Below are 15551 nucleotides of genomic sequence, written 5' to 3'. Positions count from 1 at the left end.
CAAGCCGGCGCCGCCCCGATGGTGTCGGTGCGCGACCTGCGCGTGACCTTCTCCGGCGGCGGCAAGACCATCCGCGCCGTCAACGGCGTCTCGCTGGACGTGGCGCCGGGCGAGGCGCTGGCCCTGATCGGCGAGTCCGGCTCGGGCAAGAGCGTGACGCTGCGCGCGCTGATGCGCCTGCACCCGCCGCGCCGCACCCGCATGGAAGGCAGCATCCGCGTCGATGGCGCCGACGTCATGGCGCTCGACGCGCGCGCGCTGCAGCGCCTGCGCGGCGGCACCGTGGCGATGGTGTTCCAGGAGCCGCTGCTGGCGCTGGACCCGGTCTACACCGTGGGCCAGCAGATCGTCGAGTGCATCCGCACCCATGCGCGCGTGTCCGCCGCCGAGGCGCGCCGGCGCGCGCTGCGCGCGCTGGAGTCGGTGCGCATCCCCAGCCCCGAGCGGCGCCTGGCGGCCTACCCGCACGAAATGTCCGGCGGCATGCGCCAGCGCGCCATGATCGCGCTGGCGCTGTCGGCCAGCCCCAAGGTGCTGCTGGCCGACGAGCCCACCACCGCGCTCGACGCCACCGTGCAGATCCAGGTGCTGATCCTGCTGCGCGAGCTGCAGCGCGAGCTGGGCCTGTCGATCGTGTTCGTCACCCACGACATCGGCGCGGCGGTGGAGATCGCCGACCGCGTGGCGGTGATGTACGGCGGGCGCATCGTCGAGGAAGGCCCGATCCGCACGCTGCTGCGCGCGGCGCGCCACCCGTACACCATCGCGCTGCTGCAAAGCCGCCAGCACGGCATGGACCGCGGCCAGCGCCTGCAGACCATCGCCGGCTCGCCGCCCGACCTAGCCGCGCTGCCGCCCGGCTGCACCTTCGCGCCGCGCTGCCCGCACGCGCGCCCGGCGTGCCTGGCGCAGGTGCCCGCCACCACCGATCTCGGCCACGGACACCGGGTAAGTTGTATCCTCGCGTCCGAGCCCGCCGTAGCCGAAGTTGCCGCCTGAGAATCCCAACGTTAGGAACCCCATCCACATGTCCCTGGCCACCCATCCCGCCCGCGCCTTCATGCCGTATCCCGCCGCCGCCGTTCCGAGCGCGCCGTCCGGCCCCCTCCATGGCCTGACCTTCGCCGCCAAGGACCTGTTCGACGTGGCCGGCTACCCGACCGGCGGCGGCAACCCCCACGTGCTGGCGCTGTCCGGCATCAAGACCGCCACCGCGCCCGCGGTGCAGCGCCTGCTGGACGCCGGCGCGGCCTTCGTCGGCAAGACCCACACCGACGAGCTGGCCTTCTCGATGAACGGCAAGAACGCCCACTACGGCTCGCCGGTCAACGGCGCCGCGCCCGGGCGCATCACCGGCGGCTCGTCGTCGGGCTCGGCCTCGGCGGTGTCCAACCGGCTGTGCGACTTCGCGCTCGGCAGCGACACCGGCGGCTCGGTGCGCGCGCCGGCGAGCCACTGCGGCCTGTTCGGCATCCGCCCCACGCACGGCCGCATCTCGCTGGAACGCACCCTGGCGCTGGCCGAAAGCCTCGACACCTGCGGCTTCTTCGCGCGCGACATCGCCACTTTCTCGCGCGTGGCCGACGTGCTGCTGGGCGCCGACGCCCGCGCGCTGCCGGGCGCGCCGCGCCTGCTGCTGGCCGAAGACCTGTTCGGCCTGCCCACCGCGCCCGCGCTGGACGCGCTGCTGCCGGTGGTCGGCCGCGTCGAGGCCGCGCTGGGCAAGGCCGCGCCGGTCACGGTAATGAACCAGCCGCTCCTGGACATCTGGTGGGCCTTCCGCTATGTGCAGGGCTGGGAAGCGTGGCAGGCCGACGGCGAGCTGATCGAGCAGTACGGCCTGCAGCTCGGCCCCGACGTGGCCGGCCGCTTCGCCTTCTCCAAGAGCGTCACGGCCGCGCAATTCGAGGCCTCCACCGCGATCCGGCGCGCCGTCACCGCGCATGTCGGCGCGCTGCTGGGCGACGACGGCGTGCTGCTGATGCCGACCATGCCCGACATCGCGCCGCTGTCCGACGCCGACGACAACACGCTCGAGGACCACCGCAACCGCTCGTCCCAGATCCTCTGCCTGGCGCCGCTGACCGGCTTCCCGCAGATGAGCCTGCCGCTGTCCGGCCGCGCCGGCGCGCCGCTCGGCATCTCGCTGATGGGCCCGGCCGGCAGCGACCGCAGCCTGATCGCATTTGCGGCGCGCCTCGTCGAGGCGCTGGGCCAAGTAAGCTAAGCTACGCAGCATCCGTTTGCCACGCGCCGCCGGCCCGCCCGGCGGCGCGCGCATTTCTGCCTTTTTCCGATACAGACAAGGAGAGCCTCAATGGCCCGCATCCGCATCACCGCCGGCGGCTATCAGTTCGTCGCCGAGACCAACCCCGACGCCCCGCTCACCGTGGCCGCCTTCACCAAGCTGCTGCCCTACCGCCAGAAACTGATCCACGTGCGCTGGAGCGGCGAAGGCTGCTGGATCCCGCTGGGCGAGTTCAGGCTCGGGGTGGACTTCGAGAACCACACCAGCCACCCCTCCGTGGGCGACATCCTGTTCTACCCGGGCGGCTACAGCGAAACCGAGATCATCCTGGCCTACGGCAGCTGCTGCTTCGCCAGCAAGATGGGCCAGCTCGCCGGCAACCACTTCCTGACCATCGTCGAAGGCAAGGAAAACCTGCGCGCGCTCGGCACCAAGGTGCTGTGGGAAGGCGCGCAGGATGTGGTGTTCGAGGCGATGTAGCGCCAGCCGTGCGGGGCGCGCGGGGACGCGTCTTCATGGGTCCCGTTGCGAAATTTCCCCGACAAATTCCGCCATCCGCTTGCTACCCTGCGCAACGCATGCCCACGCCGCGCGGCCGTCGCGTGTCTCACCGCGAGCCCGGTGTGTCCCTCTACTGCCCCGGATGTCATTTCAGACCGTTCCGGTAACGGAGGACCGTCCCCGTTCCGGCAAGGTACGGGGCCGCGCAGGCTTGCGCGGCCCCGTCGGCGGCATCAGCGCGCCACCACCGTCCCCGCCGCCGGCGCCTTCACCCTGAACCACGCCGCGTACAGCGCCGGCAGGAACAGCAGCGTGAGCGCCGTGGCGACGATCAGCCCGCCCATGATGGCCACGGCCATCGGTCCCCAGAAGGCCGAGCGCGAGAGCGGGATCATGGCCAGCACGGCGGCGGCCGCGGTCAGGATGATGGGGCGGCAGCGGCGCACCGCCGACTCGACGATGGCGTCCCAGGCCGGCGCGCCGCCGCGGATGTCCTGCTCGATCTGGTCGACCAGGATGACCGAGTTGCGGATGATCATGCCGAGCAGCGCGGTGATGCCGAGCTGGGCCACGAAGCCCATCGGCGCGTTCAGCAGCAGCAGCGTGGCGGCGGCGCCGATCAGGCCGAGCGGGCCGGTCAGGAACACCATCAGCGCGCGCGAGAAGCTGTGCAATTGCAGCATCAGCAGCGTGAAGATGAGGAAGATGCACAGCGGCAGCTGCGCCGCGATCGAGGCGCCGGCCTTGCCGCTTTCTTCCTCGGCGCCGGCGACCGCGATGCGGTAGCCCGGCGGCAGCTGCGCGCGCAGCGTATCCAGCGCGGGATTGATCTGCGCGGTGACGGTGGGGCCCTGGATGCCTTCGACCACGTCGGACTGCACGGTCACGCCGAAGTCGCGGTTCTCGCGCCAGATCACGCCGGGCTCGGAGCGGAATGCGATGCGCGCCACCTGGGTCAGCGGCACCACGCGGCCGCCGGCGGTGGGCACCTGCACGTTCTGCAGGTCGGACATGGCGTCGCGCTCGTTGCGCGGGGCGCGCATCAGGATGTCGATCAGCTTGTCGCCGTCGCGGTACTGGCCGACCGCCACGCCGGTGAGCACGGTCTGGGTCACGCGCGCGATGGCGGTGCTGCTGACGCCGAGCGCGCGCGCCTTGTCCTGGTCGATGTCCAGGCGCAGCACCTTGACGCTCTCGTTCCAGTTGTCGTTGACGCCCTGCGTGTTGGGATTGGCGCTCATCACCGCCTTGACCTGGTCGGCCAGCTTGCGCACGCCGGCGGCGTCCGGGCCGATCACGCGGAACTGCACCGGATAAGGCACCGGCGGCCCGTTGGGCAGCAGCTTGACGCGCCCGCGCAGGTGCGGGAAGTCGCTGGCCAGCAGGCTGACCACGCGCTGGCGCACGCGCTCGCGCAGGGCCACGTCGGCCGGCAGCACGATCACCTGCGCCACGTTGCTCTGCGGGAATATCTGGTCCAGCGGCAGGTAGAAGCGCGGCGCGCCGGTGCCGACGAAGCTGGCCAGGCTGGCGATCTCGCGGTCGTCGCGCAGTGCGCGCTCGAAGCGCCGGGTCTCGGCCTCGGTCTGGGCGAAGCTGCTGCCTTCGGGCAGCCACAGCTCCACCATCAGTTCGGGGCGGCTTGAGTCCGGGAAGAACTGCTTCTCGACGAACTTGAAGGCATACAGGCCGAGGCCGAATGCCACCAGCGTGACCGCGATCACGGTCTTGCGCCAGGTCACGCACCAGTGCACCAGCCGGCGGAAGCGGTTGTAGAACGGCGTGTCGAAGACCTCGTGATGCGCGCCTTCTCCCGCCGGCCGGGCCTTGAGCAGCAGGTAGCCCAGGTAGGGCGTGAAATAGACCGCGGCCAGCCACGACAGCACCAGCGCCAGCGCCGTCACGGCGAAGATGGCGAAGGTGTATTCGCCCACCGTGGAGCGCGCCAGCCCCACCGGCAGGAAGCCGGCGGCGGTGATCAGCGTGCCGGTCAGCATCGGCATCGCGGTGGAGGTATAGGCGAAGGTGGCGGCCTCCATCTTGGAGAAGCCCTCCTCCAGCTTGCGCACCATCATCTCCACCGCGATGATGGCGTCGTCCACCAGCAGCCCGAGCGCCACGATCAGCGCGCCGAGCGAGATCTTGTGCAGGCCGATGCCGAACATGTTCATGAACAGGAAGGTGACGGCCAGCACCAGCGGAATGGTCAGCGCCACCACCAGCCCGGGCCGCACGTCCAGGCGCAGCGGCCTGGTGTGCAGGCCGAGCGAGACGAAGCTCACGCCCAGCACGATCACCACCGCCTCGATCAGCACGTGCACGAACTCGCCCACCGAGCGCTCCACCGCCTCGGGCTGGTTCTGCACCTGGTCCAGCTCGATGCCGACCGGCAACTGCCCGCGCATGCCGTCCATCGCCGCGCGCAGGTTCTTGCCCAGCGCGATGATGTCGCCGCCCTTTTCCATCGAGATGCCCAGGCCGATCACTTCCTTGCCCTGGAAGCGCATCTTGCTCTGCGGCGGGTCCACGTAGCCGCGATAGACGTGCGCGATGTCGCCGAGGCGGATGTTGGCGATGCCGCTCGGCCCGCGCAGCACCAGGTTTTCGAGGTCGGCCACGTTGGCGAACTGGCCCGACAGGCGCACCTGCAGGTTGTCGCCGGGCGTCACCAGCACACCGCTGGCGTTCATGCCGTTCTGCTGCGAGATCTGGTCGGCGATAGCGTTGATGTCGAGCCCGAGCTGGGCGAAGCGGGCCTGGTTGAACTCGACGAAGATCTTCTCGTCCTGCAGCCCGATCAGCGCCACCTTGGCCACCGAAGGCACGCGCAGCAGTTGCTGGCGCACCAGGTCGGCGTATTCGCGCAGCTCCTTGTAGTTGAAGCCGTCGGCGCGGAGCGCGTAGATGGAGCCGTACACGTCGCCGAACTCGTCGTTGAAGTACGGCCCGCGCACGCCGGCCGGCAGCGTCTGCGCGATGTCGCCGACCTTCTTGCGCACGGTGTACCAGATCTGCGCGGTGTCCCTGGCCGGCGAGGTGTCCTTGAGCTGGAAGATCACCGTGGTCTCGCCGGGCTTGGAGAAGCTGCGGATCTTGTCGGCGTAGGGCACTTCCTGCAGCTGGCGCTCGATCTTGTCGGTGACCTGCACCGCGATCTGCTCGGCGGTGGCGCCGGGCCAGTAGGCCTGCACCACCATCACGCGGAAGGTAAACGGCGGGTCCTCGTCCTGGCCAAGCTGGAAGTAGGCGAACAGGCCGCCCAGCAGCAGCACCACCAGCAGGTAACGGGTCAGCGGCTGGTGCTCGAGCGCCCAGCGCGAAAGATTGAAGCGGGAATGTTCCATGCCGCGCGCCTCAGTTGCGCGCGGTGGCGGGCGCCACGGACTGCAGCGGCTTCACCTTCTGGCCGGGCTTGAGCAGGTGCACGCCGGCGGTGACGATGGTCTGCCCGGGCGCCAGCCCCCGGGTGACCTGCACCTCGTTGCCTTGCGGCTCGCCCAGCGTCACGCTGACCGGCCTGACGATGCCGGCCGCCGCGCTGGCGGCGGCCTCGTAGATCCAGACCTGGTTGCCGCCGTCCTGCTGCAGCAGCGCGGACAGCGGCACGCGCAGCGCGGCGCTGTCGCCGGTGCGCGTGAAGGTCACCACGGCGGTCATGCCGAACTTGAGGTCGGGCGGCGGGTTGGGCACGCTGATGCGCGCGGCGTAGGTGCGCGTGACCGGATCGGCCATCGGCGAGATCTCGCGCACGCGGCCCGGCAGCGGGCGGCCCGGCTCGGCCCAGGTCCGCACCGTCACGTCCGAGATGCCGCGCAGGCGCTCCACCTGGTCCTCGGGCAGGCCCACCGCCACCTCCTTCTCGGCGGTCTGCGCCACCCGCACCACCGGCTGCCCGGGCGTGACCACCTGGCCGACCTCGGCATCGATGGCCGTGACCACGCCGTCGGCATCGGCCGGCAGCACGGCATAGGCGGTCTGGTTGGACTGGTTGCGCAGGCCGGCCTCGGCCTGGCGCAGGCGCGACACCGCGGAATCGAAGGTGGCCTGGCGGCGCTGCTGCTCGGCCGCGCTGATGAAGCCCTTGGCGAACAGGTCGTTGTAGCGCTTGAGGTCGGCCTCGGCGAGATCGCGGTCGGTCCTGGCGGCGTCGAACTGCGCGCGCGAGCCGGCTTCGGCCAGGCCCAGGTCGGTCGGGTCGAGCCGCGCCAGCGGCTGGCCCTTGCGCACGGCGGCGCCGACGTCGACGAGGCGGGCGGCGATCTTGCCGCCCACGCGAAAGCCCAGGCGCGACTCGATGCGGGGCCGCACATCGCCGGAGAACTCGAAATCGGTCTTGCCGGCGCCCGCCTCCACGCGCATCAGGCGCACCGGGCGGACCTCCGGCGCGGCCTCCGGCTTGGGGCCGCAGGCGGCCAGCAGCGGCAGCAGGCAGGCTGCCGCCAGCCAGGCGAACGGGCGCCGGCCGTCTCCGGCGGCGCGCCGGGCGGTTGCGCAAAGCGGGGAAGAAAGCACTTCGGCGGCCGCAACGTCCGGCCTGGGGCAAGGCTCTGGCATGAGTTAAGCGTCAGATTGGCAAGCTGCGCAGTGAACTGCGCGATGAGACTGCGGGCATTGCGGAAAGCGGCGGCAGATTTAATAACCCGCCGGTCAGCAATATAGCGGGGCGGACCCGAATGCGTCAAACGGCGCTCCGTGCGAGAGCCGCGAAAAAGCCTTTGCCCGGCCCCGGGCCGCCGGAGCGGGCGGCGCGCCGGGCAAGGCCGGCGGGCGCGGCGGATTGCCGCAGTGCCGCCGCAGGCACACGGAACCGCGCCCGAACGCGGCACCAGCGCGGCACCAGCGCGGCACCAGCGCGGCACCAGCGCGGCGCGGGCGCAATGCTACAATCCGCCGCGTCGCCCGGGCGGACCCTGCCGTCCAGCGCCGCATTGCCCCCACTTCACCGACCGAGACCGGCGTGACGCCCGATCAGTATTGCCAAGACAAAGCCGCCCCGAGCGGCTCCAGCCTGTATTACAGCTTCCTGTTCCTGCCCCCCGGGCTGCGGCAGGCGATGACGGCGCTGCACGCCTGGTGCCGCGAGCTCGACGATGCCATCGACGACACCCAGGACGCGAGCGTGGCCCACCAGAAGCTCGCCTGGTGGCGCAACGAGATCGGCCAGATGTTCATGGGCGCGCCCAGCCATCCGGTGACCAAGGCGCTCCAGCCCCACGCGCAGGCCTGCGGGCTGACGCAGGCGATGTTCGGCGAGGTGCTCGAAGGCATGGAGATGGACCTGGCCCAGTCGCGCTACCTCGACGACATCGCGCTGGCCCGCTATTGCCATGGCGTGGCCGGCGTGGTCGGGGCCATGGGCGCGCGCCTGCTGGGCTTCCAGGACCCGCGCACGCTGGCGTTCGCCGAAAAGCTCGGCCTGTCGCTGCGCATGGTCGGTATCCTGCGCGACGTGGGCGAGAACGCCCGGCGCGGGCGCATCTACCTGCCCGTCAACACCATGCAGCGCTTCGCGGTGCCGGCGGCGGAAATCACCCGCGGCACGCACTCGGACCGCTTCGCCGCGCTGATGCACGAGCGCGCCGGCCAGGCCCGCGCGCTCCATCGCGAGGCGCTGGCGCTGCTGCCGCGCGCCGACCGCCGCGCCCAGCGCGCCGCGCTGGTGATGGGCGCGCTTCACCAGGCGCTGCTCGACGAACTCGAGGCCAGCGACTTCCAGGTGCTGAACCAGCGCATCTCGCTCACGCCGATGCGCAAGCTGTGGATCGCGTGGAAGACGTGGATGCGCAACCGCTGAACCGCGTCCCGCCAGCCCGGTCTTCCCCGCCCGCCGGCCACGCCGAACCCGCCAGGCCCGCGCCCCGGCGTTATCATCCTCACTCCGCGCGCGCCCCGGGCGCGCGGTCTTGCGCATTCCTCCCCTGCCTGCCATGACCCAATCCACTTCGCTCCCGCACGCCGGCGTGACGCTCGGCCAGACCATCCTCGACCAGGCTGAAGCGCTGGCAAGCTTCTCGGACATGGAGGGCGGCCTGACCTGCGCCTACCTGACCCCGGCCCACCGCGCCGCGCAGGCCCGGCTGGCGGAGTGGATGCGCGCAGCCGGCATGGCGGTGCGCATCGACGCCATCGGCAACGTGATCGGCCGCTATGCCGCCGACCCCGCCGCGGGCGACGCGGCGCGCGTGCTGATGACGGGCTCGCACTTCGACACCGTGCGCAACGGCGGCCGCTACGACGGCCGGCTCGGCATCCTGCTGCCGGTGGCGGTGGCGGGCGCGCTCAACGCCGCCGGCATCCGCCTGCCCTATCACTTCGAGGTGGTGGCCTTCGCCGAAGAGGAAGGCCTGCGCTTCAAGACCAGCTTCCTGGCCAGCAGCGTGCTGGCCGGCCGCTTCGACCCGGCCCTGCTGGAGCGCGGCGACGCCGACGGCGTCACGCTGCGCGAGGCGCTGGCCGCCTCCGGCCTGCCGGGCGCGGGCAGCCTCGATGCGCTGCGTGGCGCGGCGGTCGACCCCGCCACCCTGCACGGCTTCGTCGAGGTCCACATCGAACAGGGTCCGGTGCTGCTGCACCACGCGCTGCCGCTGGGCGTGGTCACCCAGATCGCCGGCAGCAGCCGCTTCCAGGTGCGCGTGCGCGGGCTGGCCAGCCACGCCGGCACCACGCCGATGACCCTGCGCAAGGACGCCGCCGCCGGCGCGGCCGAGATGGTGCTGCTGGTGGAGCGCCGCTGCGGCGAGGCCCCCACGCTGGTGGGCACGGTGGGCCAGTTGCAGGTGCCGAACGGATCGAGCAACGTCATCCCCGCCGAATGCGCGTTCTCGATGGACATCCGCGCCGGCGAGGACGGCATCCGCGAAGCCGCCATCGCCGACATCCTGGCCGGCATCGAGGCCATCGCCGCGCGGCGCGGCCTGGCCGCCGAGGTGGAGCGCGTGACGCCGGTCGACAACGCGCCGTGCGCGCGCTGGCTGATGGACCAGTTCGGCGCCGTGCTGAAAAAGCGCGGGCTGGATGCGTTCGAGCTGCCTTCGGGCGCCGGCCACGACGCCATGATGATGCAGCGCATCACCGACGTGGCCATGCTGTTCGTGCGCTGCGGCAACGGCGGCATCAGCCACAACCCGCTGGAAACCATCACCGCCGCCGACGCCCAGCTCGCCGCCGAGGTGTTCGTGGATTTCCTGCGGCATTTCCAGCCGCGCGGCTAAGCCGCGGCCCGCCCCGGGCGCGGGGCGCTTGCAGTCTCCGGCCAGATCGTATTGGATAAGAGGCACACCGATCACAAGATCGGGAGATCACAAAGGAGACACGCATGGCGCAACGCAAACTGGCGGTGCTGACCGAGGGCCATACCTTCCTGGAAGGACCGCGCTGGCACGAGGGGCGGCTGTGGTTGTCGGATTTCTACACCCACCGGGTGCTGGCGGTGAGCCTGGACGGCCGCGTCGAGCAGATCGCCGAGGTGCCGCAGCAGCCGTCCGGGCTCGGCTGGCTGCCGGACGGACGGCTGCTGGTGGTGTCCATGCGCGACCGCAAGGTGCTGCGCCGCGAGCGCGACGGCAGCCTGGCGGTCCACGCCGACCTGTCGGCGGTGGCCACCGGGCATGCCAACGACATGGTGGTCGACCGGCACGGCCGCGCCTATGTCGGCAATTTCGGCTTCGACCTGATGGCCGGCGCGCCGATCCGCACCGCCAGCCTGGCGCGCGTCGATCCCGACGGCACCGTGTCGGTGGCGGCCGAAGGCCTGTTCTTCCCCAATGGCGCCGTCATCACGCCCGACGGCAAGACGCTGGTGGTGGGCGAGACCATGGGCAACCGCATTTCCGCGTTCGACCTGCACGAAGATGGCTCGCTCGGCCCGCGCCGCGACTGGGCCGCGTTCGGCGGGCTGCCCGCCTCGCCCGAGCTGGCACAGGCCCTGGGCGGCGCCCGGGTCGCGCCGGACGGTTGCGCGCAGGATGCCGAAGGCGCGCTGTGGGTAGCGGATGCCATCGGCAACCGCGTGCTGCGGGTCATGCCGGGCGGGGAAATCGCCGAGGAAATCGCTTGCGGCACGGGCATCTTCGCCGCCGCGCTGGGCGGCCCGCGCGGCACCACGCTGTTCCTGGCGGCGGCGCCGAACTTCAACGAGGCCGAGCGCCGCGCCTCCCGCCGGGGCCACGTGCTGATGACCGAGGTCGAGGTGCCGCACGCCGGCCTGCCCTGACATCGCCGGACCGGCCGGCGGCCGAAATCAAGGCCCACGTAGGACGAAGGCCGATACCGCGGCCGCCCCGGGCGGTGGCAAGCTCATGCAAGAGCGGCGTCAGCCGCCGCCCTGGTACATTTCCCGCCCGAGGTCGTAGAGATTCTGGCGCAGCTTGCGGCGCTCGTCGGGCGAGAGCTTGTCGTTGGGCAGCCCGCGCGAAAGCCGGTCGTTGAGGTCGCGCTCGGCGCGGTACTTGCCCGCGCGTGCGCGCGCCTCATCCTGGCCGAAGCGCTCGCGCTCGTTGCGCGGGAAGCCATCGCGGGAGGGTACGTTGGGCCCGTTCGGGCCGGTGGGAGGAGCGGGGGGCGCTGCCCGCCCGGGACTCTGCAGCAAATGCGCCATGCCCGGGGACTGGGCATGCCCGGCGCCGGCGGCAAGCAGCAGTGCTACCGCCGCGCCGGCACGATAAAGAGGAATACCGGCGCGCTTGCGGGTAACTTTCATTGATAATGGCGGTTTTCGCTTCTGGAACAGCAGCCGACCGGCCGCCGGAAGCAGGGAATCCCGTTGCCCCGCCGCGCGTCGTCCTGGCTGAGGGCGGGCATGGCGGCACCCGCATGAACGGCAGTGACGCATGCGGGCGCGGCTGCGGAAACGGTATGCGGGCAGTGTACAAGCAGGGTGCATGCACGCCGCCATACCACGGGGTAAAGTATGTAACCTTTTGTTAAGCCATTTTGAGCGAAAGCGATTGTCGCTAAGATACCGCCATGGAAAATACCAGCCACAAGATTCTCGTCGTGGACGACGATCCCCGTCTGCGCGACCTGCTGCGCCGTTACCTGGGCGAACAGGGCTTCACGGTACTGGTAGCGGAAAACGCCACCGCGATGAACAAGCTCTGGCTGCGCGAGCGTTTCGACCTGCTGGTCCTCGACCTGATGATGCCCGGCGAGGATGGCCTGTCGATCTGCCGGCGCCTGCGCGGCGCCAATGACCAGACGCCGATCATCATGCTCACCGCCAAGGGCGAGGACGTCGACCGCATCGTCGGCCTCGAGATGGGCGCCGACGACTACCTGCCCAAGCCGTTCAACCCGCGCGAGCTGATCGCCCGCATCCACGCCGTGCTGCGCCGCAAGGGCCCGGCCGAAGTGCCGGGCGCGCCTTCGGAGACGCCGGAAACCTTCGCCTTCGGCGACTTCGTGCTCAACCTGGCCACGCGCACGCTGACCAAGAACGACGAAGAGATCACCCTGACCACCGGCGAGTTCTCGGTGCTCAAGGTGTTCGCCCGCCATCCGCGCCAGCCGCTGTCGCGCGAAAAGCTCATGGAAATGGCGCGCGGACGCGAATATGAAGTCTTCGACCGCAGCCTCGACGTGCAGATCTCCCGCCTGCGCAAGCTGATCGAGCCCGATCCCGGCAACCCGAGGTTCATCCAGACCGTCTGGGGGCTCGGCTACGTATTCATTCCCGATGGCGTGAAGTAAGGCGCCGCGCATGGCGACCGCCCTCGGCCGCGCGGCCACGCGCCTGTTTGGTTCGCTGTTCTGGCGGACCTTCATGCTGATCGCCCTCCTGCTGGCACTCTCGCTGGGTATCTGGTTCCAGAGCTACCGGCTGTTCGAGCGCGCCCCGCGCGCGCAGCAGATCGCCATGCAGGTGGTCAGCGTGGTCAAGCTCACGCGCGCCGCGCTGCTCTATTCCGACCCCGCGCGGCGGCGCTTCCTGCTGCTCGACCTGGTGCAGAACGAAGGCATCAAGGTCTACCCGCGCGAGAAGGACGACGACTTTTCCCGCCCGACCACCAACCCGTTCCTGACCCAGCTGGTGCAGCAGGAGATACGCAGCCGGCTGGGCGAGGACACCGTGATCGCCACCACCGTCAACGACATTCCCGGCGTGTGGGTCAGCTTCGAGATCGAGGGCGACGATTACTGGGTGGCGATCAGCCCCGAGCGCTTCGAGCGCGTGCCCGGCATCCAGTGGCTGTGGTGGAGCATCGCCGCGCTGCTGCTGTCGATCATCGGCGCCGCCTTCATCACCTCGCTGGTCAACCACCCGCTCAAGCGGCTGGCCAACGCGGCGCGCGCCATCGGCGGCGGCGGCGACCCGCCCACGCTGCCCGAGCACGGCGCCAGCGAAGTGGCGCTGGCCAACCACAGCTTCAACCAGATGGTGCGCGACCTGCGCCAGCTCGACGACGACCGCGTGGTCATGCTGGCCGGCATCTCGCACGACCTGCGCACGCCGCTCACGCGGCTGCGGCTGGAGACCGAGATGTCGCCGGTGGACGCCGGCACGCGCGAGGCCATGATCGCGGACATCGAGCAGATGGACGCCATCATCGGCCAGTTCCTCAACTACGCGCGCCCGGCGCTGGAGACGGTCGAGCCGGTGGACCTGTCGGCGCTGGTGCAGGACGCGGTGGGCGTCTACGGCGCGCACGACGACGTGCAGGTGCACGTGCGCGCCGGCGAGCCCGTGATGGCGGTGGCCAACCGCATGGAAGTGCAGCGCATCCTCGACAACCTGGTGGAAAACGCGCGGCGCTATGCCAAGGCCGAGGACAACGGCGTGGCGGTGGTCGAGATCAGCACCCGGCTCGAGGACAAGGAAGCGGTGCTGACCGTGGCCGACCACGGCAGCGGCGTGCCGGAGGCGCAACTGCCGCTGCTCACGCGCCCGTTCTACCGGCTCGACGGCGCGCGCAGCGAGGCCAAGGGCGCGGGGCTGGGCATGTCGATCGTCAACCGGATCCTGCAGCGCAACGGCGGCCGGCTGACGCTGGCCAACCGGCCGCCGCCGGCGACCGGGCTGGTGGTCAGCGCGTTTTTCAGGCGGGCCTAGGCCCCGGCCGGCCTGCACGCCCGCGCGGGCGCCGGCAGCGAAGGCCATTTCACGGCGCCCTGTCCCTGCGCGGCGTGAAATGGCCTTGCGCTTTTCCGGGCGCGGATTGCGGCGGCCCGCCGCCGCAAGTGCCCCACCCCACACCCGCATCCGCGACTGACAGGTTTTCGACAGCCGCTGATATCAATTTGAAAGCCCTTTGACAGCGGATTGACAGCGCCCCGGCGCAAACTCCCGCCATCAGCCGGACGCCGCCCGCAGCACCGCGCGCACGGGCGCGGCATCCCCCGCAACGCTGACAGAAACCACCACAATCAAGCCGCCGGGACCGACCGGCGGCGCCTGCGAGAGACAGCCACATGTCAAGCTCCACCTCCCAGCAACACGGCTTCCGCACCGTGTTCCGCGTCGTCAGCGGCAACTTCCTGGAAATGTACGATTTCATGGTGTACGGCTTCTATGCCGCCGCCATCGCCAAGACGTTCTTCCCCAGCGGCAACGAGTTCGCTTCCCTGATGCTGTCGCTCGCGACCTTCGGCGCGGGCTTCCTGATGCGCCCGCTCGGCGCAATCGTGCTGGGCGCCTACATCGACCACCACGGCCGCCGCAAGGGCCTGATCCTCACGCTGGTGCTGATGGCGCTCGGCACCCTGCTGATTGCCTGCGTACCGGGCTATGCCACGATCGGCGTGGCCGCGCCGCTGCTGGTGCTGGCCGGGCGCCTGCTGCAGGGTTTTTCCGCCGGCGTGGAGCTGGGCGGCGTGTCGGTCTACCTGGCGGAAATCGCCAGGCCCGGCAAGAAGGGCTTCTACGTGGCCTGGCAGTCGGCCAGCCAGCAGGTGGCGGTGATCTTCGCCGGGCTGCTGGGCGTGGCGCTGCACGCGCTGCTGTCGCCCGCGCAGATGGGCGACTGGGGCTGGCGCGTGCCGTTCGTGATCGGCTGCCTGATCGTGCCGTTCCTGTTCCTGATCCGCCGCTCGCTGGAAGAGACCGAGGAATTCAAGGCGCGCAAGCATCGCCCGAGCGTGGGCGAGATCTACCGCTCGATGGCGGAGAACTGGCGCATCATCGTCGCCGGCTGCATGCTGGTGGTGATGACCACCGTGTCGTTCTACATGATCACGGCCTACACGCCGACCTTCGGCAAGACCGTGCTCAAGCTCGACGACGTCGACAACCTGATCGTCACCATCTGCATCGGCCTGTCCAACTTCATCTGGCTGCCGCTCATGGGCGCGGTGTCGGACCGCGTGGGCCGCAAGCCGCTGCTCATCGTCTTCACCATCCTCACGCTGGCCACGGCCTATCCGGCGGTGTCGTGGCTGGTGGCCGAGCCTTCGTTCGGCCGCCTGCTGATGGTGGAGCTGTGGCTGTCCTTCCTGTACGGCAGCTATAACGGCGCGATGGTGGTGACGCTGACCGAAGTGATGCCGCCCGCGGTGCGCACGGCCGGCTTCTCGCTGGCGTACAGCCTGGCCACGGCCCTGTTCGGCGGCTTCACGCCGGCGATCTCCACCTACCTGATCCACAGCACCGGCAACAAGGCCGCGCCCGGCCTGTGGCTGATGTTCGCCGCCGCGTGCGGGCTGGTCGCCACGCTGGTGATCTTCCGCGCCGGCAGGCAGCATGCCTACGCCGCGCCGGCCGGCAAGACCGCCTGAGGTACCCGCGCGCATGCCGCGCCGGCGTGCCATTGGCGCGCCGGCGCGGCGCCGGTGGAGTAGACTTCCGGTTCCGGCTGGCCGCGCCCGCGCA

General features: G+C 70.6%; 12 protein-coding genes. 9 read left to right on the top strand and 3 right to left on the bottom strand.

Annotated elements, in window-relative coordinates:
- The first annotated feature begins 18 nt into the window (after positions 1-18).
- The 3 genes from ACKI2N_RS09080 (at position 19) to ACKI2N_RS09070 (ending at position 2728) form a co-directional block, all read left to right on the top strand.
- Positions 19-999, top strand: a complete 981-nt coding sequence (locus ACKI2N_RS09080; RefSeq protein ID WP_420993923.1) for an ABC transporter ATP-binding protein — start codon at positions 19-21, stop codon at positions 997-999.
- A gap of 28 nt (positions 1000-1027) precedes the next feature.
- On the top strand, positions 1028-2227 hold the full coding sequence (locus ACKI2N_RS09075) for an amidase (protein ID WP_420993887.1): 1200 nt from the start codon (positions 1028-1030) through the stop codon (positions 2225-2227).
- A gap of 90 nt (positions 2228-2317) precedes the next feature.
- On the top strand, positions 2318-2728 hold the full coding sequence (locus tag ACKI2N_RS09070; protein ID WP_420993886.1) for a DUF3830 family protein: 411 nt from the start codon (positions 2318-2320) through the stop codon (positions 2726-2728).
- 254 nt (positions 2729-2982) lie between these two features.
- Here ACKI2N_RS09070 and ACKI2N_RS09065 read toward each other — a convergent pair whose 3' ends face one another.
- Both ACKI2N_RS09065 and ACKI2N_RS09060 read right to left on the bottom strand, forming a co-directional pair.
- The gene (locus ACKI2N_RS09065; RefSeq protein WP_420993885.1) at positions 2983-6093 is read right to left on the bottom strand and encodes an efflux RND transporter permease subunit; all 3111 of its coding nucleotides are present in this window, start codon (positions 6091-6093) and stop codon (positions 2983-2985) included.
- A gap of 10 nt (positions 6094-6103) precedes the next feature.
- Positions 6104-7261: an efflux RND transporter periplasmic adaptor subunit gene (locus ACKI2N_RS09060; protein WP_420993884.1), complete on the bottom strand. Its 1158-nt coding sequence runs from the start codon at positions 7259-7261 to the stop codon at positions 6104-6106.
- A 445-nt stretch (positions 7262-7706) separates the two neighbouring features.
- Between ACKI2N_RS09060 and hpnD the strand changes: the two genes are divergently transcribed.
- The 3 genes from hpnD (at position 7707) to ACKI2N_RS09045 (ending at position 10961) form a co-directional block, all read left to right on the top strand.
- A complete protein-coding gene (gene hpnD / locus ACKI2N_RS09055) occupies positions 7707-8543 on the top strand; it encodes a presqualene diphosphate synthase HpnD (RefSeq protein ID WP_420993883.1) in 837 nt (278 codons plus the stop codon).
- 133 nt (positions 8544-8676) lie between these two features.
- Complete coding sequence (locus tag ACKI2N_RS09050) at positions 8677-9960, top strand: Zn-dependent hydrolase (RefSeq protein ID WP_420993882.1); 1284 nt, start codon at positions 8677-8679, stop codon at positions 9958-9960.
- A gap of 104 nt (positions 9961-10064) precedes the next feature.
- Positions 10065-10961: an SMP-30/gluconolactonase/LRE family protein gene (locus ACKI2N_RS09045; RefSeq protein ID WP_420993881.1), complete on the top strand. Its 897-nt coding sequence runs from the start codon at positions 10065-10067 to the stop codon at positions 10959-10961.
- 99 nt (positions 10962-11060) lie between these two features.
- Here the strand turns inward: ACKI2N_RS09045 and ACKI2N_RS09040 are convergent, their stop codons facing one another.
- Complete coding sequence (locus tag ACKI2N_RS09040) at positions 11061-11447, bottom strand: hypothetical protein (RefSeq protein WP_420993880.1); 387 nt, start codon at positions 11445-11447, stop codon at positions 11061-11063.
- Positions 11448-11713: 266 nt separating this feature from the next.
- On the opposite strand from ACKI2N_RS09040, the gene ompR reads away from it, so the two are divergent.
- The 3 genes from ompR to ACKI2N_RS09025 all read left to right on the top strand — a co-directional run bounded on the left by ompR (position 11714) and on the right by ACKI2N_RS09025 (position 15457).
- Positions 11714-12436, top strand: coding sequence for a two-component system response regulator OmpR (ompR, locus tag ACKI2N_RS09035; RefSeq protein ID WP_006576352.1), 723 nt, complete (start codon positions 11714-11716; stop codon positions 12434-12436).
- A 10-nt stretch (positions 12437-12446) separates the two neighbouring features.
- Positions 12447-13796, top strand: coding sequence for an ATP-binding protein (locus ACKI2N_RS09030; RefSeq protein WP_420993879.1), 1350 nt, complete (start codon positions 12447-12449; stop codon positions 13794-13796).
- Positions 13797-14155: 359 nt separating this feature from the next.
- Complete coding sequence (locus ACKI2N_RS09025; protein ID WP_420993878.1) at positions 14156-15457, top strand: MFS transporter; 1302 nt, start codon at positions 14156-14158, stop codon at positions 15455-15457.
- Positions 15458-15551: the final 94 nt, after the last annotated feature.

The sequence above is a fragment of the Cupriavidus sp. 30B13 genome, from assembly GCF_049059565.2.
In the GTDB taxonomy this organism is placed as follows: domain Bacteria; phylum Pseudomonadota; class Gammaproteobacteria; order Burkholderiales; family Burkholderiaceae; genus Cupriavidus.
This window is presented reverse-complemented; position numbering and strand designations above follow the sequence as displayed.

Coding starts and splice junctions, on each gene's coding strand:
- ACKI2N_RS09080 (WP_420993923.1), top strand. CDS start 19: ATGGTGTCGGTGCGCGACCTGCGCGTGACCTTCTCCGGCGGCGGCAAG.
- ACKI2N_RS09075 (WP_420993887.1), top strand. CDS start 1,028: ATGTCCCTGGCCACCCATCCCGCCCGCGCCTTCATGCCGTATCCCGCC.
- ACKI2N_RS09070 (WP_420993886.1), top strand. CDS start 2,318: ATGGCCCGCATCCGCATCACCGCCGGCGGCTATCAGTTCGTCGCCGAG.
- ACKI2N_RS09065 (WP_420993885.1), bottom strand. CDS start 6,093: ATGGAACATTCCCGCTTCAATCTTTCGCGCTGGGCGCTCGAGCACCAG.
- ACKI2N_RS09050 (WP_420993882.1), top strand. CDS start 8,677: ATGACCCAATCCACTTCGCTCCCGCACGCCGGCGTGACGCTCGGCCAG.
- ACKI2N_RS09045 (WP_420993881.1), top strand. CDS start 10,065: ATGGCGCAACGCAAACTGGCGGTGCTGACCGAGGGCCATACCTTCCTG.
- ACKI2N_RS09040 (WP_420993880.1), bottom strand. CDS start 11,447: ATGAAAGTTACCCGCAAGCGCGCCGGTATTCCTCTTTATCGTGCCGGC.
- ompR (WP_006576352.1), top strand. CDS start 11,714: ATGGAAAATACCAGCCACAAGATTCTCGTCGTGGACGACGATCCCCGT.
- ACKI2N_RS09030 (WP_420993879.1), top strand. CDS start 12,447: ATGGCGACCGCCCTCGGCCGCGCGGCCACGCGCCTGTTTGGTTCGCTG.
- ACKI2N_RS09025 (WP_420993878.1), top strand. CDS start 14,156: ATGTCAAGCTCCACCTCCCAGCAACACGGCTTCCGCACCGTGTTCCGC.